General features: G+C 69.4%; 24 protein-coding genes and 1 pseudogene. 17 read left to right on the top strand and 8 right to left on the bottom strand.

The genetic code is table 11. The features are described from left to right. Positions 1–100: 100 nt before the first annotated feature. Genes SALPAC3_RS0107840 through SALPAC3_RS0107830 form a run of 3 tightly spaced genes read right to left on the bottom strand, consistent with a single transcriptional unit; the run spans position 101 to position 3,569 of the window. Positions 101–2,323, bottom strand: a complete 2,223-nt coding sequence (locus SALPAC3_RS0107840) for an ABC transporter permease (protein WP_018220696.1) — start codon at positions 2,321–2,323, stop codon at positions 101–103. Further along, complete coding sequence (locus SALPAC3_RS0107835) at positions 2,320–3,048, bottom strand: ABC transporter ATP-binding protein (RefSeq protein WP_018220695.1); 729 nt, start codon at positions 3,046–3,048, stop codon at positions 2,320–2,322. Before SALPAC3_RS0107835 ends, SALPAC3_RS0107840 begins: the two co-directional genes overlap by 4 nt. Further along, positions 3,045–3,569: a PadR family transcriptional regulator gene (locus tag SALPAC3_RS0107830; RefSeq protein ID WP_018220694.1), complete on the bottom strand. Its 525-nt coding sequence runs from the start codon at positions 3,567–3,569 to the stop codon at positions 3,045–3,047. The genes SALPAC3_RS0107835 and SALPAC3_RS0107830 overlap by 4 nt, the downstream gene beginning before the upstream one ends. Before the next feature lie 493 nt (positions 3,570–4,062). Between SALPAC3_RS0107830 and SALPAC3_RS25505 the strand changes: the two genes are divergently transcribed. The 3 genes from SALPAC3_RS25505 to SALPAC3_RS0107815 all read left to right on the top strand — a co-directional run bounded on the left by SALPAC3_RS25505 (position 4,063) and on the right by SALPAC3_RS0107815 (position 7,235). Further along, positions 4,063–5,547, top strand: coding sequence for a DUF1214 domain-containing protein (locus SALPAC3_RS25505; protein WP_232430474.1), 1,485 nt, complete (start codon positions 4,063–4,065; stop codon positions 5,545–5,547). 246 nt (positions 5,548–5,793) lie between these two features. Further along, positions 5,794–6,522 carry a Clp protease N-terminal domain-containing protein gene (locus tag SALPAC3_RS0107820; protein WP_018220691.1) on the top strand — a complete coding sequence of 243 codons (729 nt, stop codon included), beginning with the start codon at positions 5,794–5,796 and terminating at the stop codon, positions 6,520–6,522. A 23-nt stretch (positions 6,523–6,545) separates the two neighbouring features. Further along, positions 6,546–7,235, top strand: coding sequence for a carbon-nitrogen hydrolase family protein (locus SALPAC3_RS0107815; protein ID WP_018220690.1), 690 nt, complete (start codon positions 6,546–6,548; stop codon positions 7,233–7,235). Positions 7,236–7,265: 30 nt separating this feature from the next. Here the strand turns inward: SALPAC3_RS0107815 and SALPAC3_RS0107810 are convergent, their stop codons facing one another. Further along, complete coding sequence (locus SALPAC3_RS0107810) at positions 7,266–7,505, bottom strand: DUF6289 family protein (protein ID WP_018220689.1); 240 nt, start codon at positions 7,503–7,505, stop codon at positions 7,266–7,268. 658 nt (positions 7,506–8,163) lie between these two features. Here SALPAC3_RS0107810 and SALPAC3_RS0107805 point away from each other — a divergent pair. The 5 genes from SALPAC3_RS0107805 (at position 8,164) to ispG (ending at position 13,017) form a co-directional block, all read left to right on the top strand. Continuing rightward, positions 8,164–9,045, top strand: a complete 882-nt coding sequence (locus SALPAC3_RS0107805; RefSeq protein ID WP_026185335.1) for a helix-turn-helix domain-containing protein — start codon at positions 8,164–8,166, stop codon at positions 9,043–9,045. A 4-nt stretch (positions 9,046–9,049) separates the two neighbouring features. Beyond that, entirely contained in the window at positions 9,050–9,274 is a 225-nt protein-coding gene (locus tag SALPAC3_RS0107800) for a DUF397 domain-containing protein (protein WP_018220687.1), read from the top strand. Between the two features lie 99 nt (positions 9,275–9,373). Then, positions 9,374–10,585, top strand: coding sequence for a 1-deoxy-D-xylulose-5-phosphate reductoisomerase (gene dxr / locus SALPAC3_RS0107795; RefSeq protein ID WP_026185334.1), 1,212 nt, complete (start codon positions 9,374–9,376; stop codon positions 10,583–10,585). Next, positions 10,585–11,835: a M50 family metallopeptidase gene (locus tag SALPAC3_RS0107790; protein ID WP_018220685.1), complete on the top strand. Its 1,251-nt coding sequence runs from the start codon at positions 10,585–10,587 to the stop codon at positions 11,833–11,835. The genes dxr and SALPAC3_RS0107790 overlap by 1 nt, the downstream gene beginning before the upstream one ends. 9 nt (positions 11,836–11,844) lie before the next feature. After that, positions 11,845–13,017 carry a flavodoxin-dependent (E)-4-hydroxy-3-methylbut-2-enyl-diphosphate synthase gene (gene ispG, locus SALPAC3_RS0107785; RefSeq protein ID WP_018220684.1) on the top strand — a complete coding sequence of 391 codons (1,173 nt, stop codon included), beginning with the start codon at positions 11,845–11,847 and terminating at the stop codon, positions 13,015–13,017. A gap of 24 nt (positions 13,018–13,041) precedes the next feature. Here the strand turns inward: ispG and SALPAC3_RS0107780 are convergent, their stop codons facing one another. Beyond that, positions 13,042–13,926, bottom strand: a complete 885-nt coding sequence (locus SALPAC3_RS0107780) for an MmyB family transcriptional regulator (RefSeq protein WP_026185333.1) — start codon at positions 13,924–13,926, stop codon at positions 13,042–13,044. A 178-nt stretch (positions 13,927–14,104) separates the two neighbouring features. On the opposite strand from SALPAC3_RS0107780, the gene SALPAC3_RS0107775 reads away from it, so the two are divergent. The 3 genes from SALPAC3_RS0107775 to SALPAC3_RS26815 are packed head-to-tail and all read left to right on the top strand — an operon-like array spanning position 14,105 to position 16,010. Further along, a complete protein-coding gene (locus SALPAC3_RS0107775) occupies positions 14,105–14,857 on the top strand; it encodes an SDR family oxidoreductase (protein ID WP_018220682.1) in 753 nt (250 codons plus the stop codon). Between the two features lie 11 nt (positions 14,858–14,868). Continuing rightward, a complete protein-coding gene (locus SALPAC3_RS0107770) occupies positions 14,869–15,768 on the top strand; it encodes an SDR family NAD(P)-dependent oxidoreductase (protein ID WP_018220681.1) in 900 nt (299 codons plus the stop codon). A 44-nt stretch (positions 15,769–15,812) separates the two neighbouring features. Further along, positions 15,813–16,010, top strand: coding sequence for a tautomerase family protein (locus SALPAC3_RS26815; protein WP_026185332.1), 198 nt, complete (start codon positions 15,813–15,815; stop codon positions 16,008–16,010). 109 nt (positions 16,011–16,119) lie between these two features. Here the strand turns inward: SALPAC3_RS26815 and SALPAC3_RS0107760 are convergent, their stop codons facing one another. Next, positions 16,120–16,677 carry a PadR family transcriptional regulator gene (locus tag SALPAC3_RS0107760; RefSeq protein WP_018220679.1) on the bottom strand — a complete coding sequence of 186 codons (558 nt, stop codon included), beginning with the start codon at positions 16,675–16,677 and terminating at the stop codon, positions 16,120–16,122. 155 nt (positions 16,678–16,832) lie between these two features. On the opposite strand from SALPAC3_RS0107760, the gene SALPAC3_RS0107755 reads away from it, so the two are divergent. Beyond that, positions 16,833–17,672, top strand: a complete 840-nt coding sequence (locus SALPAC3_RS0107755; RefSeq protein ID WP_018220678.1) for a GNAT family N-acetyltransferase — start codon at positions 16,833–16,835, stop codon at positions 17,670–17,672. Between the two features lie 82 nt (positions 17,673–17,754). On the opposite strand, the gene SALPAC3_RS0107750 is transcribed toward SALPAC3_RS0107755, so the two are convergent. Next, positions 17,755–18,744, bottom strand: a complete 990-nt coding sequence (locus tag SALPAC3_RS0107750) for a MerR family transcriptional regulator (RefSeq protein WP_018220675.1) — start codon at positions 18,742–18,744, stop codon at positions 17,755–17,757. Between the two features lie 276 nt (positions 18,745–19,020). On the opposite strand from SALPAC3_RS0107750, the gene SALPAC3_RS0107745 reads away from it, so the two are divergent. The 4 genes and pseudogenes from SALPAC3_RS0107745 (at position 19,021) to SALPAC3_RS26810 (ending at position 21,694) form a co-directional block, all read left to right on the top strand. Beyond that, a complete protein-coding gene (locus SALPAC3_RS0107745) occupies positions 19,021–19,605 on the top strand; it encodes an RNA polymerase sigma factor (RefSeq protein WP_018220674.1) in 585 nt (194 codons plus the stop codon). Next, entirely contained in the window at positions 19,602–20,588 is a 987-nt protein-coding gene (locus SALPAC3_RS0107740; protein ID WP_018220673.1) for a hypothetical protein, read from the top strand. The genes SALPAC3_RS0107745 and SALPAC3_RS0107740 overlap by 4 nt, the downstream gene beginning before the upstream one ends. Before the next feature lie 115 nt (positions 20,589–20,703). After that, on the top strand, positions 20,704–21,351 hold the full coding sequence (locus SALPAC3_RS0107735) for a maleylpyruvate isomerase family mycothiol-dependent enzyme (RefSeq protein WP_018220672.1): 648 nt from the start codon (positions 20,704–20,706) through the stop codon (positions 21,349–21,351). A 123-nt stretch (positions 21,352–21,474) separates the two neighbouring features. Then, positions 21,475–21,694 (top strand): annotated as a pseudogene (locus SALPAC3_RS26810) (mycothiol transferase). 126 nt (positions 21,695–21,820) lie between these two features. Here the strand turns inward: SALPAC3_RS26810 and SALPAC3_RS0107725 are convergent. After that, positions 21,821–22,396, bottom strand: coding sequence for a hypothetical protein (locus tag SALPAC3_RS0107725; protein WP_018220677.1), 576 nt, complete (start codon positions 22,394–22,396; stop codon positions 21,821–21,823). 473 nt (positions 22,397–22,869) lie between these two features. On the opposite strand from SALPAC3_RS0107725, the gene SALPAC3_RS0107720 reads away from it, so the two are divergent. Then, positions 22,870–23,802, top strand: a 933-nt coding sequence (locus SALPAC3_RS0107720) for an ABC transporter transmembrane domain-containing protein (RefSeq protein ID WP_026185330.1), incomplete at its 3' end; no start/stop codon positions are given.

The following is a 23,802-nucleotide window of genomic DNA, read 5'->3' as shown; positions in this document are numbered from 1 at the left end:
GCTCGGCCTCAGGCTAGCCGGATGGTGGCGCTCCGTCCATGCCCGACCACCAATAGTGATGGAGGTCTGCCTACCGGCCGGTCGGGCCGACAGTGGACAGCTATCCGATCCGGGTCGCTTCGATGGTGGTGCTCGTGCGCGCCGTACGGAAGGTGGCGACCACCGTGGTCGCGGCGAGCGCGAGGCTCGTGGCGAGGATCAGGTAGTAGGACGGCGGCAGCCAGGTGATCGTTCGCTCGCCTTCGGTGAGGCCGGCGACGATGCACCAGGCGGTGAGGATTCCGAGCCCGACGCAGAGTGCGAAGACCGTGGCGAGCGGTAGGGCTGCTTCGGCGACGATGACGCGACGCACCGTCGATACGGGCATTCCCATGAGGCGGAGCAGGCCGAGTACCCGTCTCCGGTCCAGGATGGCGGCGATGCTGGAGACGGCGAGGGAGACCGCGGAGATCAGGGTGGCCACGAGCACGGCCAGGTGGCCGAGGTTGGCGTAGCGGTCGGCCCAGGTTTGCCACCGGGCGCTTTCGTGGTCGGCCTGGGTCATGGGTGGTGATAGCAGGCGCAGTTCGCTGCCGAGGACGGCGGTGCGGGCACGTTCGACCGAGCGCGTCGTACCGTCGGTGGCGACGAGCAGAAGCCCCGGCGTGGGACCCGGTGCGGTCGCCGGGCGGGTGACCAGCGAGCCGTCGCCGAAGGCGCTGCTGTCGCTGACCTGGATGTGGCTGGCGCCGTGGGGATTGGACAGGCCGACGCGGGCGGCGTCAGCGGCGGTGAAGACGGCTCCACCCTCGGGGTGGGAGGAGCCGATCGCGGTCGCGGTGACCCCGTCGGTGCGGGCGACCCGGGCTGTCGCGGCGGTCACCGCGGTGATCTCGGACGCCGCGGCGCCGGCATCGTCCGGCGAGGGCGGGTGGAGCCAGGCGACCAGGATGGAGGGCGAGAGATAGTCGGCGTCCTCGGTGGGCGATTCCTCGGCGACAGTGGTGATCCCGGCGGAGAAGACCGATACCAGGAAGACGGCGGCGACCAGGCCGCTGACCGCGCGGAAGGTGGCCCGCGGGTGCTGTTGGATGCGGTTCATCGCGATCACCCCGGCGGTGCGGTGCGCGCGGCGGGCCGCGATCCGAGCGATCCAGTAGGTGAGCACCGGCCCGGCGGCGATCAGCCCGACCACGAGCAGAAGGAAGCCGGCGATGAGGATCTGGTCGGTACGGGGGAGCGGGGTGTGCCGCAGGGCGGCGGTCGTGGCGCCCAGCAGCACCACCACACCGGCGATGAGCGGTACCACGCCGAGGGCGGTGGGGCGGCGCTCGGTGCGCTCGCGGCTGCCACCGAGGGGACCGATTCTGGACCGGCTGGTGCGCCATCCGGCGACGGCGGTGCAGCCGGCCACGACACCCGCGATGACGATGAGCACGGTGCTCGGCGGCACGGTCAGGTCGGCGCGGAAGAACCGGCCGTCGTCCATCTCGACCAGGGCGGCGACCGGGATGAGCAGCCATGCCAGGGCCACCCCGGCCAGGGCGCCCACGAGGCTGGTCACCCCGGTCTCGGTGGCGGCGATGGCGGCGACCCGGCGGGGGGTGGCGCCGATGAGGCGTAGGGCGGCGAAGCGTTCGGCGCGGGTGGCCGCGCCGAGGCGGGTGACGATCCCGACCAGGATCAGGACGGGGAGCAGAACCGCGATGGCGCCGATGATGGTGATGGCGCGGTAGTTGCTGCTGGGATAGGAAACCCCGCGGAACTCCGTGACCGACCAGACCCCTCCGCGGAGGAAGACGCTTCCCGCCACGCCAGCTATCGATGGCCGTAGGTTCTCGGTCGTCGTCCCGGTTACGACAACCAGCGAGTCCGGGCCCGCCAGGCCCGCTTGGTCAATGACGCCGGCCGGGGTGCCGTACCGGGAACCGAGGATGTCGGTGGGGTTCGCCTCGATGAGGGCGATCAACGCGGGGGAGGCGTGGTAGGTGCCGGCCGCCGGGGGTCGCCCGACTCCGGGTACGACCACGGTTGAGTCCGGCGTCGCGACGATGTCGACCCGGATGATCTCGTCTCCGTCGAAGTGCTCCAGGTTGGTCGCCGCGAGCACGGACTCGTCGGTTGGCGCGGCGGCGGCCGGGTTCTGGACCTGGGTGGACCAGTCTCCGTGGGACAGGGAGGGCCAACTGAGGCGTTCGGAGCGGGAGGTGACTCCGTCGTAGGCGCCAAAGAGCAACAACAGTAGGGCGACCCCGACCGCGATGCCGCCGGCCATGCCGATCAGCCGCCCGGATGCCCCGCGGCCCTCCGCCGTGACGAGTCGGGTCAGGGTGAACAGCCTCATCCGTACGCCCCTCCGACCGTGGTCTGGCCATCGCGGACGACGACTTCCCGGTCGGCGTAGGCGGCCGTACGTGGGTCGTGGGTGGTGAGGATGACGGCGGCGTTGGCGTCGCGGGCCGCCTCGGTGAGGGCGAGCATCACCGTTTCGGCGGCGAGTGAGTCCAGCGACCCGGTTGGCTCGTCGGCGAAGAGCAGGGTCGGCTTGGTGGCCAGGGCGCGGGCGACGGCGACCCGCTGCGCCTGCCCGCCGGAGAGTTGTGCCGGCAGCTTTCGGGAGCACTCGCCCAGACCGAGCCGGTCGAGCCAGGCGTCAGCCCGGCGGCGGGCTTCGCGGCGTTTGACGCCGGCGAGCAGGAGGGGAATCGTCACGTTGTCCGCTGCGGTCAGGTCGGGTAGGAGCTGCCCGTACTGAAAGACGAATCCGAATTTTTCCAGGCGGAGCCGCGACCGTCCCGCCTCGTCGAGGTCGGTGAGGCGAATCGTGTCGTAGTCCACGGTGCCCTCGTCCGGGACCAGGACCCCGGCGAGGACGTGGAGGAGGGTTGATTTGCCGGACCCGGAGGGGCCGGTGACGGCGATGATTTCGCCGGCGTGGCAGTCCAGGTCGACGCCGCGTAGGGCTTCGGTCAGCCCGAACGCGAGCCGCAGCCCCCGCGCCGAGAGGAGCGGAGCCGACCCGTCCACGGGGGCGCGCGCCGACATACCGATGGTCTCTACCGTGTTCACTTCTTTACCTCGGCTTGTAGCTGGGTGAGGCGGGCGGCGGTCAGGTCGATCCAGCGCAGGTCCGCCTCGATGTGGAACAGGGCGTGGTCGCAGGCGAGGACGACGGCGAGGCCCGCTCCCCGCTTCTCGTTGGTCAGCTCCCGCATGCGCGCCATGTGCCGGCTTCGTTGCAGGTCCAGCAGTCGGCCGGCGTCGTCGCCGAGGAGCAGCGCGATGATCGTCTTGGCGAAGAGGTCGCTCTGCAGGGTCTCCGACGGCACCTCGGGAGTGAAGATCCACTCCGCGACCCGGGCGCGGCCCGCTGGGGTGATCCCGTAGCGCTTGCGGTCGGGGCCGGCGCCGGCCTCCGCGCCGACCGCGACGATCCAGCCGTTTCGCATCAGCCGGGTCAAGGTCGTGTAGACCTGCCCGAACGCCAGTGGCTTCTTCAACCCGAACCAGCGGTCATACCTGTTTTTCAGGTCATAGCCGTAGCTCGCACCGGTGCCGAGGAGGCCGAGGAGGGTTGTCGTGTTGTCCACGTCCCGGGACTCTATACACGAGACATCTACACGGGCAATCTACTGCCAGATCACTGGTTGGGCGCCGAGTCCCGCCAGCAGGTCCTGGGCTGAGCTGGACCTGCTGGCGAGCTCTCCGGACTACCAGGTGTGGCGTTCTGATGATTCATCATCTGGCTGAGTCGCATGCTCGTGCACGATGGGTGGTGGCTGCGGGGGGCCGATGGTGGGGGCGTTGTCGGCTGGGGCCTGGTGTGATCCGACGTAGCTGCATGTCACGTCGCAGGGCGGCGCCGTGCTCGAGTGTGGACCGTGATCGGATCATCGAGCCGGTGTATGTCGCCTAGCCTAGTAGGCCCCCTCCGGCGCCGGCGCTTCCAACCTCGCGGTCTCCGCCTCTTGGGTGACGCGGAGCGCGATGCGCGCCACCGAGACAACCGGGGCTGCCAGAATATGAGAGATGTTCTGAATCGTCTGGGCTCAGCATCACGGCTCGCTCTGTTCATGTGCTCAGATGCTGACCCCGACTATCGGCGAAACGGGGGGATCTATGGTTGAAAGAACGGGCGTGGCGCGTCGTGCACTCCACATTCTCGCTGTCTCTTTATCCGTGTCCGGGGTTTTGCTCAGTGCCACAATGTCGCCCGTTTCGGCGACGTCGGTCTCCGCGAAGAATCCGGTAGTCGATGAGCGGGTGGCGGAAATCTATGACGTCACGCGCCGGTATGTCACAAAGTTCTATCCTCGATGGTTTACCCACGAACAACAGCGTTTCCTGTTGCCCAACATTCTTTTTGGGCCGGACCGGATGTCCACGGTGTGGCATGGCGTGGTGGCGCCCAATGATGACACGTTGTACACGTCTGCGGTCATTGGCGTGCGCCGCGAGCCAGCCGTTCTGGTGATACCGGAAACGACTGCTTCCTACGGTGTCCTCGTATTGGATGTCTACGGGAACATCATCAACACGAACATCTCGACGGATACTGGCGGCACGTACGCCTTCACGGCGCCAGGCTGGAGAGGGGGACTCCCTCCGAACGTCACTAGGGTGCCACTTCCTGTGACGAGTGCAAGCTTGCTCATTCGGGCTGACAAGTTCTCCTCGGACGGGGAGAATCAGATCTCGATTGCCGAGGAGTTTCGGCGATCGCTGCGCATGGGCCCGCTGTCGGCATACCTGAGGGGTTCGTTGAGGGAAACCCTGATCGTCCCCGTTTTCCTCTATGGTCGTTCGTTCAAGCGTGACGCGGATACCTTGATCGCGACTAATCCGATTCGTTTTCTGAACGAGCTGCAGCGAGCGGTAAAGAGCATCAGAACTCCACCGCTTACTGGAGAGAACAGAATCCTGTCGGAGAGGTTCGACAGGTTGTTCAACAGGGGCGGGTTCGGAAGGGTGTTCGCGCGGGCGACGCAGGACGCGCACTCTGCGATCATCCGTAACTATCTTACGAACACCGACAGGAATAACTGGATCAACTTCCGTAACATCGGCTTCTGGGGACGCAACTATCTTGACCGGTCCTCGATAACCCAATTCTGTCAGTACTGCAACGACATCGAGCGTTCGGCGTACTACGACGTGTTTCTTGACAAAAACGGTCGACGGCTTAATGGTGCTTCCGGCGGATATACCATCACTTTCGAAAGGGATCAAATTCCTCAGGCGGAGCAGTTCTGGTCGGTTACCTCATATCTGTCGGGTACGATAAGTCTGGTCCCTAACCCGAAGGACAAGTGGGTTGTGGCCAGTTATACACCGGGTCTCGAGAGAAACAGGGACGGTTCTATTACCATCTATGCGACACCAACCCCTCCGCGCGGGGTGAGCAAGGCCAACTGGCTACCCATTCCCAGGGGAGGCTTCAGTATGATGCTCCGTGTCTACGGTCCGGAGGGACGTGTCGCCGACGGCACCTACGTCCCGCCGCCGGTGAAGAAGATTGACCGGCGGGACACCGGGCGACGGTCGTATTCGAGCGGTGGTGGCTGGTAGCTCCATCCTCTGTGGGCATCCGAGCGGGTCCTGCCGTTTGCCCACCCGAGCCTCGGTTCAGGTGGCTCCGTCAGCCCGGTGGCTGACGGAGCCACTCGGTCGGGGTGCCCTGTCCAGAGCAGGCGGATGAGCGGCTGGTGGGTGGGGTGGGCCGCCGAGCGTGGTGTGGGACGCCCCCAAGGGCTGACTCCACGGGTCGTCAACCACAGGTTGACGGGCGGCGAGGCGTCAACCTATGGTTGACGCATGGCTGAACCATTGATGATGACCCACCCGGTACGCCTCGACGAGCTGATCGACTACATCAAGCAGGGGCGCACCGACGCACTGGACCAACTCGCCGACGCGGTCCTGGCCGGCGAACACCTCGGCGAGGTGGCCGACCATCTGATCGGTCACTTCGTTGACCAGGCCCGACGCTCGGGCGCCTCGTGGACCGATATCGGCCGCAGCATGGGCGTCAGCAAACAGGCGGCCCAGAAGCGCTCGGCGGCGAAGGTGGCGACGGCCGCGGCGCTGGAGTCGGATGGCGGCTTCAGCCGGTTCACCACCCGGGCCCGCAACGCCGTCGTCGCCTCCCAGGAGGAGGCGCGGGCCGCCGGAAACGTCGAGATCGGTCCGGCGCACCTGGCGTTGGGTCTGCTGGTCGACCCGGACGCGCTCGCCCCGCAACTGATCAAGGCGCGCGGGGTGTCCCTGGACCGGCTCCGGGAGGCGGTCGCGGCGACCCTGCCGCCGCGCGTCGAGCAGGTCCCGGACCTGATCCCGTACGACGCACGAGGCAAGAAGGTGCTGGAGCTCACCTTCCGGGAGGGCCTTCGCCTCGGCCACAATTACCTCGGTACCGAGCACATCCTGCTCGCCCTGCTTGAGCAGGAGGACGGCGACGGTGTGCTCACCGGCCTCGGCCTGGGGAAGGAAGGGGTGGAGGCCGCGATCCAGGGCGCACTCGCCGCGCTCACCCGCAAGAGCTAGGCGAGGCAAAGGGGGGAGACGTGATGGGGCGGCCGTTGCGCATCGCGGTGGCACAGCCGCGATGCATCGCGTACGACGTGCTGGCCAACGCGGCGGCGCACGCGGCGGCCGTCCGGGCGGCGGACGCGCGGGTGGTGGTGTTTCCCGAGCTGTCGCTGACCGGCTACGAACTGGACGCGCTGCCGGTCGCCCCCACCGATGAACGGCTGACCCCCATCGTCAACGCCTGTGCCGACACCGGGGCGCTCGCACTCGTCGGCGCCCCGGTGCCGGGGCCGGGTATCGGCGTGCTGGCGGTGGACGGGGAGGGCGCGCGGGTGGCCTACCGGAAGGTCCACCTGCACGGGCGGGAGGCTCTCCACTTCGTCCCCGGCGAGCCGGCCGTGCTCGACGTGGACGGGTGGCGGCTGGGGCTCGCCGTCTGCCGCGACACCGGCGTCCCGGAGCATGCCGCGCAGACGGCCGCGCTCGGGATCGACGGTTACGTGGCCGGAGTCGTCCACGCCGAGGACGAGGCCGAGCTGCACGGCGAGCGGGCCCGTCGGGTCGCCTCGGACCACGGCATCTGGGTCGCCACGGCGGCTTTCGCCGGTCCGACCGGTGGCGGCTTCGCCCGAACGTCCGGCCGCTCGGGCATCTGGTCCGCTGCCGGGGAACTGGTCGCCGAGGCGAGCTCGGCCCCCGACGATTTGGCCCGCACGGTCTTCTACTGAGCTGAGATCAGCTCCTCCGTCCGCGCGGGGTCAGCGTGGGCAGGGGTACTCCTGGAACGTCTTGAAGCCGCTGCGGGTGCCGACCATCGTGGGCTCGCCCTGGCAGTCCTCGTGGAGGCTGCCCACCACGGTGGTGTGTGACGGGTTGGAGTAGAAGGTCGTGTAGCACTCGTAGCCGAATTTGCAGGCGCGAGCCGCCGCGGGTGCTGCGGGCGAGACGAGGATGGCGGCGGCGAGGAAGGCCAGGACGACGAAGAGGCGTCGGGTCATGGTGGGGCACCTCCGGTGACACGGGCTGGTCAATCGAGAGCTGACTGTGCCGTAAGCATTAACCAGTACGACACAAATAACAACTCAGCTTTCGGGTAGGTGTTGTTTCCGGGGCGCCTTCCATGGCGCAGGATTGCCCGGCGCCACCGACATTCCTGCCGGTGGCGCCAGGTCCGGAGCAACCAACGCGGGGTGCGGCCTCGGTAGGCGATGTGTGGGCATTGTCGATTATGTTGCGATAGCGAGTTCTATTGCTCCACGCCAAATTGCTTGGGCGAGGGAGTCGCGGAGCGCCATGGCCAGGTCAACCGCATCTTCCTGGTTGCTGAGTGTGGTGGGCAGGGGAGGACCCGGCGGGTGGCGCGTCGGTGTGGTGGCAGCGCAGCCGGTCCTCGCTCGGGTAGATCATCACTGGGTTGCCTTCGGGCCCGCGACCGAACCATCGCCGATGGTCTCCCTGGGTGCTCCCGCTGGTTGCTGTCGAGGCCGGGGCGGGCGCCTGGATGAGGTGGAGGGTGGCGCCCGCCCCGGGTTGACCGAACAATATTTGGCCCTTCCCAGACAAGATTTATTGCAACCCTGGCTTGATGCAATGTCTCGCGGGAGGATGCGGACCAGGGGATGAGGTGCCTAACGCGACGACAGTAAAGGAGATGGCGTGGACGACTCGGGGAGCACCGTTCCGCGTAGGCAACTCGGGAGATATCTGAGAGAGCTTCGAGAAAACGCGTACGTCACGGTGTCGGCCGCCGCGAAGGAACTGGAGTGGTCGGCGCCCCGGATCTGGCGGTACGAGACCGGCCAGGTCCCCATGCACCCCAACGATGTGGAGGCCATGTGCCGGGTCTACGGGGCGGCCCGGGAGACGATCGAGACGATGCGGGCGCTGGCCCGGGAGACCAAGGCGCACGGCTGGTGGCACAGTTACGGCTCGGCGATCAAGGACTGGTTCAAGCTGTACGTCGGCCTGGAAGCCGCCGCGACCCGGATCCGAAAGTACGAGGTGGACCTGGTTCCTGGTCTGTTGCAGACCGTGGAGTACATGACCGAGGTGATCGCCACCGATCATCCGCAGCTCAGCGCGGCGGAGCGTCAGGCGAAGGTGGAGGTCCGCCTGCATCGGCAGCGGTTGTTGACGCGGGCGATCCCCCGGGCACCCCAGCTTGAGGTGGTCCTGAACGAGGCGGTGCTACGACGGCCGCTGCGCGACCGGTCGGCGATGGTGCGCCAACTCGAGGCACTGCTCGTCACCGGGGAGCGGCACAACGTCGGCCTCCGGGTGCTGCCGCTGAGCGCCGGGGTGTTCCGCTGGGCGCAGGTGGGCACCTTCACCATGCTGGAGTTTCCGACCGACGTGCGGGAGCCGGAGCCGACCACCATCTACACGGACGGGCCGTGCGGGGCGGTCTACCTTGACAAGCCCCACGAGATCCAGATCTACGAGGACGCCTGGCGTTCGCTCAGCGAGCGAACGCGGGGTGTCGCCGAGTCCCGTGAGTTGATCGCGGCGATTGCGAGGGAGATGACCGATGAGGCGTGACGGTGTGTGGCGTAAGTCGTCCCGGTCCGGTGGCGAGGGTGACTGCGTCGAGGTGGCGGCGTTCGCCGCCCCGGCCGGCGCACGGAGTAGCGCTATCGGCGTACGAGACGGCGTTGTCGGCGTACGGGACAGCAAGGACCGGCCGGGTCCGGCGCTGAGCTTCGGCTCGGCGGCCTGGGCCCGGTTCGTCGCCGCCGTCCCGGCTGGTGAGCGCGACCACCAGCTCTGAGCTGCGGTTGGCCGGTGTCGGCGGGGTGCCGGCACCGGCTTTCGGCGGATCGGCTGAGGCTCCCGGCGGGCGCTTCACCGGCTGGGGAACAATGGCGGGGTGACTTCTCCCCGCGACGTCGTGCTGCTCGGCTCCACCGGTTCGATCGGCACCCAGGCCATCGACATCGTGCGCCGTAACCCGGACCGGTTCCGGGTGGTGGCGCTCGGCGCCGGCGGCGGTAACGTCGGGTTGCTCGCCGCGCAGGCCCTGGAGCTCGGTGTGGAGGCGGTCGGCGTGGCGCGCGCGTCCGCCGCGCAGGATCTCCAGCTCGCCTTCTACGCGGAGGCGAGCCGCCGCGGCTGGGACCGGGGCGAGGTCAAGCTGCCGAAGATCATCGCCGGGCCGGACGCGATGACGGAGCTGGCCCAGTGGCGTGGCGACGTGGTGCTCAACGGGGTGGTCGGCTCGCTCGGGCTCGCGCCGACCCTGGCCGCGCTGCGCGCCGGGCGGACCCTCGCCCTGGCCAACAAGGAGTCGCTGGTCGCCGGCGGCCCCCTGGTACGGGCCGCGATGACCCGGCCGGGGCAGATCGTCCCGGTCGACTCCGAGCACACCGCGCTCGCCCAGTGTCTGCGCTCCGGGTCCCGCCCCGAGGTACGCCGGTTGCTGGTCACCGCCAGCGGCGGCCCGTTCCGGGGGCGGCGGCGCGACGAGTTGACCCAGGTCACCCCGGAGCAGGCGCTCGCCCACCCGACCTGGAACATGGGGCCGGTCGTCACGATCAACTCCGCCACGATGGTCAACAAGGCGCTGGAGGTGATCGAGGCGCACGAGCTCTTCGACGTGCCATACGCCGACATCACCGTGCTGGTCCACCCGACCTCGGTGATCCACTCGATGGTCGAGTTCGTGGACGGCTCCACCATCGCCCAGGCCAGCCCGCCGGACATGCGGCTGCCGATCGCGCTCGGCCTCGGCTGGCCGGACCGGGTCGCCGACGCCTCCCCCGCCGTTGACTGGACAACCAGCCACACCTGGGAGTTCACGCCGCTGGATGACGAGGCGTTCCCGGCGGTCGCGCTCGCCAAGGCAGCCGGCGAGGCCGGGCGCTGCCGACCGGCGATCTACAACGCGGCCAACGAGGAGTGCGTGGCGGCGTTCGTCGCCGGACGGCTGCCCTTCCTCGGCATCGTCGACACCCTGGAGCAGGTGCTGGCCGAGGCTCCTGACTTCGGCGAACCAGGTACCGTCGAGGACGTGCTCGCGGCCGAGTCGTGGGCGCGCGGGCACGCGCAGACAATCATCGAGAAGTCAGTGGAAGGAGCTTGATGGCCTACCTGCTCGGGGTGACGCTCTTCGCCCTCGCCATCCTGATCTCGGTGAGTCTGCACGAAGCGGGGCACCTGCTGACGGCGAAGGCCTTCGGCATGAAGGTGACCCGCTACTTCGTCGGCTTCGGGCCGACCCTCTGGTCGTTCAGGCGGGGCGAGACGGAGTACGGCCTCAAGGGCATCCCGCTCGGCGGCTTCTGCAAGATCGTCGGGATGACCCCGCAGGACGACGACGTCGACCCGGCCGACCAGCCGCGGGCGATGTGGCGGTTCCCGGTCTGGAAGCGGACGATCGTGATGTCCGCCGGCTCGATCACGCACTTCGCGCTGGCCCTGATCGCGCTCTGGATCATCGCGATCACCGCCGGTCTGCCCAACCCGAACTTCCCGAGCACCCTGGCGCAGGTCCGGCAGGAGCCGGCGGTCATCCAACTCGCCAACTGCGTCGTCCCGGAGAACGAGGCCCGGGCCTGCACCGACGCCGACCCGGCCAGCCCGGCCGCGCAGGGCGAGCTGCGCGACGGCGACGAGATCACCGCGGTCAACGGCACCCCCGTCACGAACTACGGTGACCTGCTCGTCGCCCTGCGTGCCCAGCAGCCGGGTCAGCCGGCGCAGGTCGAGTATCTGCGAGACGACCAGCCGGGCAGCACCACCGTGACGCTCGGGCAGACCCAACGCCCGCCGCTGGACGACCCGGAGGGCACCGTCGGGCCGGTCGCCGCGCTCGGCGTCGGGCTCATCCCCAGCACCCCCAGCCGGATCGAGTACGGTCCGATCGGCGCCATCGGCGGCACCGCCGAGTTCACCGGCACCATGGCGGTGAACACGTACGAGGCGATGAAGCAGATCCCGCAGAAGGTCCCGGCGCTCTGGACGGCGATCACCGGTGGCGAGCGGGACGTGGACACCCCGATCAGCGTGGTCGGCGCGAGCCGGATCGGCGGCGAGGCGGTGGAGAACGACGCCTGGCTGCTCTTCTTCATGCTCTTCGTCTCGCTGAACTTCTTCATCGGCGTGTTCAACCTGCTGCCGCTGCTGCCCCTGGACGGCGGCCACATCGCCATCGCCTGGTTCGAGCGGGCCCGCTCCTGGGTCTACGTCGGGCTGCGCCGCCCCGACCCCGGCCGGGTCGACTATCTCAAGCTGATGCCCGTGACGTACGCGGTGATCCTGATCGGCGGCGCGTTCATGCTGCTGACCGTCACCGCGGACGTCGTCAACCCGATCACGCTCTTCACAAGGTGAGTGCCTGAAGTGACCGCTGTCAGTCTCGGTATCCCCGCTGTACCGCCGCCGCCGCTCGCGCCCCGTCGCACGAGCCGCAAGATCATGGTCGGTTCGGTGCCGGTCGGTGGGGGCGCACCGGTGTCGGTGCAGTCGATGACCACCACGCTCACCGCCGACGTGAACGCCACGCTCCAGCAGATCGCCGAGCTGACCGCCGCCGGCTGCCAGATCGTCCGGGTCGCCGTACCCAGCCAGGACGACGTCGAGGCGCTGCCGGCGATCGCCCGCAAGTCGCAGCTCCCGGTGATCGCCGACATCCACTTCCAACCCCGGTACGTCTTCGCCGCGATCGAGGCGGGCTGCGCGGCGGTGCGGGTGAACCCGGGCAACATCCGGCAGTTCGACGACAAGGTCAAGGAGATCGCGAAGGCCGCCGGCGACGCGGGCGTACCGATTCGGATCGGCGTGAACGCCGGCTCGCTGGACAAGCGGCTGCTGGCCAAGCACGGCAAGGCGACCGCGGAGGCGCTGGTCGAGTCGGCGCTGTGGGAGTGCTCGCTCTTCGAGGAGCACGGCTTCCGGGACATCAAGATCTCGGTGAAGCACAACGACCCGGTGGTGATGGTCCGGGCCTACCGACAGCTCGCCGAGGCGTGCGACTACCCGCTGCACCTCGGAGTCACCGAGGCCGGGCCGGCGTTCCAGGGCACGATCAAGTCGGCGGTGGCTTTCGGCGCGCTGCTCGCCGAGGGGATCGGGGACACGATCCGGGTGTCGCTCTCCGCCCCACCGGTGGAGGAGATCAAGGTCGGCGCCGCGATCCTGGAGTCACTCGGCCTGCGCGAGCGCGGTCTGGAGATCGTTTCCTGCCCGTCCTGCGGCCGGGCCCAGGTCGACGTGTACAAGCTCGCCGAGGAGGTCACCGCCGGCCTGGAGGGGCTGCCGGTGCCGCTGCGGGTCGCCGTGATGGGCTGCGTCGTCAACGGCCCCGGTGAGGCCCGGGAGGCAGACCTGGGGGTGGCATCCGGCAACGGCAAGGGCCAGATCTTCGTCAAGGGCCAGGTCATCAAGACCGTCCCGGAGGGTCAGATCGTGGAGACCCTCATCGAGGAGGCGCTCCGCCTCGCCGAGGAGATGGGCGCCGAGCTCCCCGAGGAGCTGCGGAGCCTGGCCGGCGGTGCCACCGTGACCGTGCACTGATCGGCCCTTCGGGGCGGAGGGCTCTCAGGTGTCGGCGGGCGCGGGCGGGTGCCCGACGAGGTCGGGAACACCCCCGACGAGGTCCTGGACACCGATGACGGCGAGCAGTCGCAGCTGCTCGACGGCGGGACTGCCGGCCGGCGCGGTGAAGAACAACAGGCGTTGCCGACCATCCTCGCTGAGTAGGTTCTGGCAGTTCACGTCGATCACACCCAGGGTGGGATGGACGATACGTTTGCGTTCACCCCGGCGGACGGCCACGTCGCCGGTGTCCCAGAGGGCGGCGAAGTCGGGGCTGCTTCGCCGGAGGCGGGTGACCATGTCGGTGGCCCGCTGGTCGTGATGGCGGCGGGCGACCGCGGCCCGCAGATCCGCGACGAGGACTTTGGAATGATGCGGATGGTCCTCGGGCGGGTAGATGGACCGGCTACGTGGATCGGTGAACCAGCGGTAGACGAGGCTGGCGGCCGGGCCGGTGGCGGCGGGCTGGCGTCCCAGGAGCGCCACCGCGAGCGGATTCTGCACGACGGTCTCGTGCAGGTCGGTGATGATCTGCGCCGGTGTGGTGTCCAGCCGGTCCAGCAGCGCGAGCAGCGCCGGTGGCACGTGTTCGGTCCCGCCACCGGTGGCTGGAGCCGGTCGGCCCGCGAGGTGGAACAGGTAGTCGCGTTCGTCGGCGTCCAGCCGCAACGCCCGCGCCAGCGCGGCAAGCATCTGGGGCGACGGCTGCGCGCCGCGACCGCGTTCGAGCTCGACGTAGTAGTCCACTGACGCACCAGCGAGGTGGGCGACCTCGTCGCGGCGCAGTCCGGGCACCCGCCGACGGGGCCCGGCCGGCAAACCCACCTCGGCAGGGGTGATCCGCGCCCGCCGGGTCCGCAGGAAGACGCCCAGTTCAGCAGTGTTCACCTGTTCAGTCTGACCCTGCACCCGGGGGTTAGCCAGGGGACGGCAACCCCCGGGTAACGGGCACCTGGTTCCGTTTCGCGTGCTAGAGCACGGTAGAGGACGTACGCGTCGGGCCGGCGCTGACCGGTCTCCCCGACCCTCGGCCCCGGCTCGTGGGCTGAGAGAAAGAGGAACGGACATGGCAACCAGCACGGGTGAGGCGGTCGGTGCCCGCGTGGCCCTCGTGACCGGAGGTTCGGGCGGTATCGGAAGCCGGGCCGCCGTGCGGCTGGCCGAGGACGGGTTCGCCGTCGTCGTTGGCTACACGGCAAACCGGGACGCCGCGGATACGGTCGTCGAGGAGATTACCGCGAGCGGTGGAGCCGCGGTCGCCGTCGGCGTGGACGTGGCTGACGAGCAGGCGGTGGACGCCGTATTCGATACGGCCGAGAACAGGTTCGGCGGAGTCGACGTGGTCGTGCACGCGGCAGCGCGGATGCGCCTGTCCCCGATTGCCGATCTTGATCTGGCCGAGCTCGACGACATGCACCGGACGAACATCCGTGGCACGTTCGTGGTGGCGCAGCAGGCCGCCCGGCGGGTTCGCGACGGTGGTGCGGTGATCACCTTTTCCAGTTCCATCGTCGGGCTGGCCTTCCCCGAGTACGGGGCCTACAGCGCGAGTAAGGGTGCCGTGGAGGCGTTGACGCTGATCCTGGCTCGGGAACTGCGCGGTCGGAACATCACCGTCAACGCGGTCGCGCCCGGTCCGACTGCGACCGAACTGTTTCTTCAGGGCAAGGACGAGGCCGCGATCGCCCGCCTGGAGGCCCAGCCACCGCTGGAGCGCCTCGGCACTCCGGCGGACGCGGCCGAGGTCGTCGCCTTCCTGGCCGGGCCCGGTCACTGGATCAACGGCCAGGTCATTCGGGCCAACGGCGGCATCGTCTAGGAGCAGTGACAATGGAAAACAGGATCATCCTGGTCACCGGAGCTTCCAGCGGTATCGGTGCACTCACCGTGCGTGCCCTCGCCGACGCCGGGCACACCGTCTATGCGGGAGTCCGTGCGACGGCCAGCCGTAACGTCGAGGCCGTGGCACAACTCCACCAGTACGCAGCCGACCGCGGTGTGCGGCTACGGGCGGTGGAGCTCGACGTGACCTCGCCGGAGTCGGTCGACACCGCGGTCGGCCGTGTTGTCACCGCCGCGGGCGGGCTCGACGTGGTGGTGCACAACGCCGGTCACATGGTTGTCGGTCCGGCCGAGGCATTCACACCGGAGCAACTGGCCGACCTGTACGACGTGAACGTGCTGGGCGCCCAGCGGGTGAATCGGGCGGCCCTTCCGCACCTCCGCGAGCAGGGCTCGGGCCTGCTGGTGTGGGTCGGCTCGTCGAGCACCCGCGGCGGGACACCGCCGTTCGTCGGCCCCTACTTCGCCGCGAAAGCGGCGATGGACGCCCTGGCGGTCAGCTACGCGGCCGAGATCATTCGGTTCGGTGTCGAGACGGCGATCGTCGTCCCCGGCGCGTTCCCCGGCGGCACCAACCACTTTGCTCATGCCGGCGGTCCGGCCGACGCTGCCCGTAGCGCCGCCTACGACCAGAGGTACGGCAACGACATCGCCGATCTCGCCCCCAGGCTCAGCGCACTGATGCCGCCGGACACCGATGTCGCCGAAGTGGCTCGGGCGATCACCGGCATCGTCGACCGGCCCGCCGGCACCCGGCCCTTCCGCACCCACATCGATCCGAGCCGTGATGGCAGCGACATCGTTTCGACGGTGGCCGACCGGATCCGGGCCGAGTTCCTTGGCCGCATCGGCCTGGCTGACCTGTTGACCCCCGGAAGCAGCCGCTGACCGGGTAACGAGAACCCTAGGAGTAGGAAGCGCCGTTCGCCAATCTGAAGGTCCCCGCCGGCACGCTTTCAGCCAAACAGAAGGAGACCCTGGTTGCCAAGGTCACCGACCTCTACGTCGATGTGTTTGGAGATGCCGTACGGGACAACACCATGGTCCTCGTTGACGAGGTGGTCGATGGCGGCTGGGGGTTGCGTGGAGATGTCCTGACCCTCACCAAGATCCAGCAGCCGAGCGGCTGACACCCCTTCGGGTCCGGCGTGGCTCTGTCGCGCCGGACCCGGATCGCCGGGACCAGCGATCGGTCTTGGTCCATGCTCATCGAGGTGACTACCGGCCAGGCTGGTGCGTCTACTCCGACTCGGCGAGGATCGCGTACAGCTTGCGGCGGGTCTCGCCGAGCACCTGGGCGGCCCGTTCCCGCTGGTCGTCGGTGCCGGTCGTCAGGACCTGCCGGAGGGCGTACATCACCTGCGTGCCGGCCTCCCGGACCTGGTGCCAGTTGGCCACCGTGGTGTCGGCGACCTCGGCCCAGGGCGGCGTGCGGGCTGACTCGGCGGCCTCCGGCTCGCCCTGCGGGGTGAGGGTGAACCGTTTGCGACCGCCGCCTTCCGCGATGGAGACGATGACCCCTTCGTCTTCGAGGAGTTGGAGGGTCGGGTAGACCGAACCGGGGCTCGGTCGCCACGCCCCGCCGGTGCGGGAGTCGATCTCCTGAATCATCTCGTAGCCGTGCATCGGTCGCTCGGTCAGCAGGGCCAGCACGGCGTTGCGGACGTTCGGCCGGCGACCACGGCCGCCACGCCAGGGTCCGCGATGGCCGTGCGGCCCGCCGGGCGGGTAGGGCGGGAAGCCGAAGCCCCGCATTCGGAGCTCGGGCGGTGCGTGCATCCGTCGGTGAAACCCCATCGGACCTCCTCATCGCACTTCCTCAATGCATCGACGATATATCGGCAATGTGTCGACGACTAGTCATTCGACGACTGAGTCGGAGTTCCAGCAGTCGAGCACCGGGTGGGCCGGTCGGCCAACACCGACTCCGCCGATCTGGCAGGCTGAGAACCGTGCTGACGACGCCGGTACGGCAACTCGGGGATTCGGAGCGTCGCGCAGTCGAGCAACTGCTCGACCTCGACCCGTACGCGGGCGCACAGGTCGCCGAGCGGGTCGCCGCGCGCGGGCTCGGCTGGTGGCGGTCCGAGGGACGCGTCCTCGGCTACGGCCCCCGTCGAAGTCTGGAATCCGTCTGCTGGCTGGGCGGCAACCTCACCCCGGTGCTCGCGACCGAGCCGGCCATCGCCGCCTACGCCGACCTACTCGCCGGGCAGGAGCGGCTCTGCTCGTCGATCGTCGGCCGGGCGGACGCGGTGCTCGGCCTCTGGGAGCGGCTCGCCTCGACCTGGGGCCCGGCCCGCGACGTCCGCCCCAACCAGCCGTTGCTCGCCACCGACACCGTGCCCGCGGTGGCCCCGGACCCACAGGTGCGCCACGTCCGCCGCGGCGAGGTGGACCGGCTCTTCCCGGCCGCCGTGGCCATGTACACCGAGGAGGTCGGTGTCTCGCCGCTGTCCGAGGACGCCGGGCGCGGCTACTACCGTCGGGTCCAGGACCTGGTTCGGTCCGGTCGGGCCTACGTCCGCTTCGTCGACGGCGAGGTCGTCTTCAAGGCCGAGCTGGCGGTGGTGACCCGGCGCACCGCCCAGGTACAGGGGGTCTGGGTGGCCCCCGAGTGGCGGGGTCGGGGGATCGCTGCTGCGGCGATGGCCGCCGTCGTCCGCGACGCGCTGCACCGCTTCGCGCCCACGGTGAGCCTCTACGTCAACGACTTCAACCAAGCCGCCCGGCGGGTCTATGAGCGCTGCGGCTTCCGCCCGGTGGGCACCCTGGCCACCGTCTTGTTCTGAGCGAGTAGCACGCAGCCAGCCACTGGATCAGCCTCGCCGGCAACTCCGGCTGAATACCGGCACGACCCCGGGCCGTGCAGCGTCAGTGCGGCAGGGCGGATGCGCGCAGTGCCGCGGCTAGCCACTCCCACGGGAACTGCTCCTGCGGCGCGTTGTTCACGGTCTCGACCAATGCCATGTATCGGTCATACGGTCCCTCCGGCTGCGGAGGCGTGCGGTCCCACTCCGCGCCCGCCAGCATGTGGTCAGCCGCCTGGATCCGGAACTCGGGAGTATCCGGTGACTCGGGGCTGTCCGGCGTTGCGAAGACGCCGGACAACCACCCGATCCATTGGTCGGCGATCTCCCGCCCCCGCGGCGAGTCCGGTGGCACCTGCTCCCGCGACGCGTCCATCGCGGCCTGACTGATCGGCGTGGCCGCTTCCAGGCTGTCCAGCATCGGCGACGAGGTCATCAGCGGCCCGGCCCCGGTGGTGCATGCCTCGTACAGCTGACGGCGTACGGCCTGCCGCGCCTCGTTGTCCTGGACCAGCTCAGCCAACTCGATCCACGCCTCCAACTGGGCCGTGGCGGGATAGTCGGGCAGTTCCGGCCGCGCCGCCCGCCACCACTCAGTCATTCGCTCCGGCGGCTCCCAACCGGTGCAGACCTCGGTCCAGAACTCGTCGATCAACTGGTGGCGCTCCTCGTCCGACAATCCAACCAGCTTGTGCATCAGCAGTACCTGCTCGGCCGTGGAGTCCTGTCTGAGGATCGTCGACAGCACCGCGCGCCGCCTGCGCAGCCCCGCCTCCTGTCGCTCCAACAGGGCCAGGTGGGTGGCGGCCAACTCGCGCAACGTCGCCTCACCGGCCAGCACCCGCCGGATTTCGTCCAGGCCGGCACCGAGCTCCCGTAGCGTCCGGACCAGTTCCAGCCGAGCGATGGCCGACACGTCGTACAGGCGGTGGCCGGCCGGGTTGCTGGCGGAGGGCGTGACGACACCGACGTCCGCGTAGTACCGGACGGCGCTGATGCTCAGGCCGGTCCGCCGGGCGACATTGCCGATTGGGTACAGCTTGTTCATGTCCATGAGGCTCACCTTGCAACCTCGAGCGGCTTGAGACGCAAGTTTTGGTCCAGTACCTGATGAGAGCCTCACCCCGGCGTGTCCGTCGGCGACCCTGAGGCACGCCACCAACGGCGGCGAGTGAGACGCGGACGGCGTGAACCCCAGGACGGCGACCGGGCATGAGGAAGTGTGACCACCAAACCAGGGTTGCAAGCCCGTCAACGTGAACCGGGGAGCCCTGCGGCTGGCAGATCGTCGCCCGCCGACGGCCCCCCGGCCGACCATGCCCCCGACGAGGTGCCGGACGGCTCCCCGATCGACCAGCCCCCCGACGAGGTGCTGATCAAGCAGTCCCTGCTGGTGGCGGAGCGGTTCGGGCCGCTGTTCGACCGGCACGCCAGCGCCGTACACCGGTATCTGGCCCGACGGATCGGGTCGGACGCCGACGACCTGTTGGCCGAGACGTTCCTGATCGCGTTCCGCCGACGAGCGACGTACCGGAAGCTGCACGTCGACGTACGCCCCTGGCTGTTCGGCATCGCCACCAACGTGCTGCGCCGACACGCGCGTCAGGAGAAGCGGCGGTACCGGGCCCTGGCCCGGGTCCCAGCGGATCCCAGTGGCGAGGCGTACGCCACCGACGATGCGCTCGGGCGGCTGGAGGCCCAGGCACTGCGCCGGGACCTGGCCGCCGCGCTGGCCGCACTCAAGCGGGGCGACCGGGACGTCCTGCTCCTGTCCGCGTGGGCGGAGCTGTCGTACAACGAGATCGCGGCGGTGCTGGACATCCCCGTCGGCACCGTTCGCTCCCGCCTGAACCGGGCGCGACGGGTGACTCGTGCGGCCCTCAGCGTCACTATCACCAGCGAGGAACGCGCATGAACGAGATCACTCTGCTCCAGCAACACGGTCCCGATTCGGCGCCTGCCACCGAGAGCGTGCTGAACTCTGCCCGCCACCGGCTGCTGACCGAGATCGCCGGAGCGGCGACCGAACCCCGGCAGCGGCGGGCGGGACTGCACCGCCAGCACGGCATTCAGCGGGCCCGGGTACTGGCCATGACTGTCATAGCGGCCAGTGCGCTCTTCGTTGTTTCGGTGGTGGTCGGCGGTGTGAACTCCGCCGAGCAGTCGCCGGACCGAACGCCGGCCGCCGTCACCCTCGTCGCGTTCCAGATGCCGGTCTTCCCGCTCGCCCTCGATCCGATGCCGGCCGGGCTGAAAGCCCCGTCGTTCAGCCTCCACGACAGCCGCTTCCTCGCGGTGCACCAGGATACGGCTGGGGAGAGCGATGTCTACCTGAGCGTCTATGACCGGCGACCCGAGTCGCTCGGGAGCACCAGACCGGTGACCGTGCACGGCCAACCCGGCGAGTTGTCGGAAAATCGTCCGCAGAACGGGTCCAAATATGTGTCCGTGAGCTGGGAGCGGGAGCCGGGCCAGTGGGTGCGGGTCACCGGCCAGGGCCGGTTCGGCACCGGGGTAGCCGTCCTGGCCCTCGCGGACACGGTTGTCGAGCGGCCACAGGAGGTGCCGTTGCAGGTCCACCTCGCGCCGGCGGGCTGGGACGTGTTCGCCTTCAAGGGAGACACGATCCTCACCCTGAAGGACGAGAACTCGGACGCCACGATGTCAGTGCAGGTGGTCGGGGAGGCCTCGTCGGACCTCCTGGGCACCGTTGTGGGAGCCCAGGAGGTGGGTAGGGTCGAGGTCAACGACCGGGCGGCCCACCTCGTCCGGGCCGACGAGATCTGGTTTCTCCAGGTCCCACTGGCCGACGGCTCGGCGTTCAACCTGCAGGCGCCGCGTTTCATGACCCCGGATCAGGTCGTTGCCGTCGGCGAGCAGGTGACCGTGGGGCGCTGACACCCCGCCGGCCATCCCCACGGCCGGGGTGGCCGGCGCGCACGCCTCAGCTTCGCCGGCCGCCAGAACCGCGCGCCCACCCCGCAGTGTCAGTCCCTGCTGCTTGGATGGCGGCATGAACAGCCGGCATGCCGCGGTGTGGACTGTCGTTCACCACGAGCGCGCGGCCCTCGTGCGTAGCCTGGAGACCCTGGGGCCCGAGCAGTGGGCTACCCCGACTGCCTGCCCCGGGTGGGACGTCCACGACGTCGTGGCCCACCTGGTCGACACCGCGAAGACGACGCGGGTCCGCTTCGTTCGAGACATGATCACCGCCCGTTTCGACTTCGACCGCCAGAACGCGGTGGGTCTCGCCCGCGAACGGCGCACGGACCCGTTGGACACCCTCGCCGCCCTCCGCGCGGTCGTGACCCGCACGAGCACCCCACCAGCCGCGATCGTCACCCGTCTCGTCGAGGCGTTCGTCCACGGCGAGGACATCCGACGGGCAGTTGGGCTCAGCGGTGAGTACCCGGTCGAGCAAGTGGCGGCGGCACTCACCTTCCAACTACGGACGACGGCGCAGCTGGGCGGTGGCAAGGAGCGCGCGAGTGGGCTGCGACTGGTCAGCTCGGACGCTGCCGTCGACAGCGGAGTTGGCCCTGAGGTGCGGGGCACGACTCTCGCTCTCCTGCTCGCGGTCTCCGGTCGGCCGGTTGCGCCCGACGAGCTCTCCGGGCCCGGCGCCGCGACCCTCATCGAGCGCGCGGTCTCCGGACGGTGACCCAGGTGGGGCCCGCGATCACGTCGAGCCGAAAGCGAGCGCGCGGCATCCCGGGGCTGGCCATTCCGGACGGCCCGACGGGCGCTGTTACCCGGCCCCTGGTCGGTCGAGCAGACTCCATTCATGACAGATCAGTGGGAGGGCAAGGGCTTCGGCTGGCAGAACATGTTCGTCCCGCCCGCGCAGGACCCGCGGGACCAGGGCACCGTCCACGGCGAGCGGGACGTGCTCCTCGGATGTGGAGCTACGGGAAGTCCTGGTCCGCCTGGTCGAGGAGTACGCCCGCCACCTTGGCCATGCCGACCTTCTCCGCGAGTGCATCGATGGGCGCAGAGGGCAGTAGTTAGACTCCAGGACATCCGGAGACGACTGTTGGCCGGCACCCGGTTCGGGTGCCGGCCAACAGTTTCTTTCCCCCTTTGTGTGGGTCAGGTCTGCGGGGGTTTGTTTGTGGGTGGTGCGGGTGGGGTCAGCTGGTCCAGTGCTCGGCCACCAGGTCAGCGGCCTGGGTCTCCCACTGGGCGTAGTGGAACGGGAACGCCGACACCTGCACCTTCTGCGCGGCCTCGGTCAACGGCATGTCCTGCCAGCCCTCGACCTGCTTGAGGCCGTTGAGGAAGGCGGTGGTGGAGTAGGCGGGGTCGGTGATCTGCTCCACGCTGCCCCAGCCGGAGGAGGGGCGCTGCTGGAACAGGCCCTGCGAGTCGTGGTCGTTACGCGCGCCCAGGTGTCCCAGGTTCTCCAGCTTCGACTCCTGCAGGCTGGTGCCGATCGCGACCACGGCGGCGCGCTCGTCCATGCCGGCCTTCTTGGTGGCCTCGATGATGGCCTTCACGTTGGCGACCTGCTCGTCGCCCAGGTCGATGCGTGACATGCCCTGGGTGCCGTGCGGGATCAGTGTGTCCATGTCCGGCTTCGCGACCTGAACGGCAGCGGCGGCCGGGGTGGTGTCGGTGAGGGTGGCCAGGGGGCCGGCGACGACACCGGTGGACAGGGCCAGACCAGCGATACCAAGGACGCTACGACGCAGAATCGTGTTCATCATGAGGGTTGCTCCATTCGGGGGTCGACACCCACACACGCACGCCCGAAGGAAAAGGGGGGCCTTCAGGCGGCAAAAGGGGCGGGTGCAAGCACCGTCCGGCGCTCAACAAAACAGGGGAGAGAGGATCCTCGGCTACCGCGGTCGGGGGGACACGCACGGCGCCGGGTCCAGATGTAACGACCGGCGGGCCGCCAACATTCCGGGGCTCACGCACGGCTGGCATCCGCCATCGGCGGAACGCCGGCTCGGTCGTACGCATGGTGTAACGCCCTGACGGCGGCCGGGATTCCGCCACCACCGTGCCCCCGACCATACCGCAATCAGGCATCAATCGGACATAAGTGAATTTTGACCTGAGAAGCCCATTGCATTCCATAAGCGCTCAGATCGTGCTGGCCAAAATGCGTTGAGCTGCGGGTCCCCGCCGGGCGAGGCTGGGCGTTCCAGCGCCGCTCGTCTCGTTAGGGTTTCCCGTGCGTCTGCTCCGTGACCTGTGGGCCACCGCGCCTCGCCGCATGACGATCGTGGGCATCCTGGTCCTGCTCGGCGCCGGCGGTCAGGCCGCAGCCGCCGCGTTGGCCGGGCCGGTCCTGGTACACCGATCCGTCGGTGCCTTCGCCCTGCTCGCGGTGGCGCTGGTCGCCGCCGTGACCAGCGCTCTCGTGGTCAACCTGGTGCTGGCCGGGGTGACCGCCGACTGGTCCGCCGCCGTCCGGCGCCGGCTCTGCCGGGTCGCCTTCGGGCAGGACCTGCCCACCTTGGAGGCGACCCCGGTCGGCGAGCTGCTGGACCGGATCGACGGTGACGTCTATGACGTGGCCGCCGGGGTTCGATCGCAGGGTATCCGCATCGCCCAGATGCTGACTGCGGGCCTGCTCTCCGCGGTTGTCGCACTGGGTGTCTGGTGGCCGGCCGGGCTGACCATGCTGCTGCTCGCCGGTGTCCTCGCCGTCGGCCTGCGCCGGCCCACCGCGCGCATCGTTCCAGCCCGGATGGCCGAGGAGGCGGCCTGGTCCGACCTCGCCGCGGTCACGGAGGAGGCCGTCCACGGCCAGGACGACGTGCGGACCAGCCTCGCCCAGCCGTACGTGCTGCGGCTCTGGGCCACCCGGGCGGCGGCCGTGCTCGCCCGAGGGATGCCGGTGTGGCGGATGTCGGCCCGGGTCACCACCACCGCGGTCGGTGTCACCAACGTCGGGATCGCCGCGGTGGTGCTCGTCGGAGCGTGGGCGCTGGCCAGCGGTCGGGTCGACGGTGCCCGGCTGACCGCCGTGTGGCTGCTCGCCATCGCTTTCGGCGCGACCGTCGAGCACGTCAGCCGGCTGGTGCCGGAGCTCCAGTACGCCCTCGGTGCCTGGGGCCGCGTACGGCTGCTGGCGGGTTCCCCGCAGGAGCCGGTGGGCGGG

The organism is Salinispora pacifica DSM 45544 (genome assembly GCF_000378845.1).
In the GTDB taxonomy this organism is placed as follows: domain Bacteria; phylum Actinomycetota; class Actinomycetes; order Mycobacteriales; family Micromonosporaceae; genus Micromonospora; species Micromonospora pacifica.
This window is presented reverse-complemented; position numbering and strand designations above follow the sequence as displayed.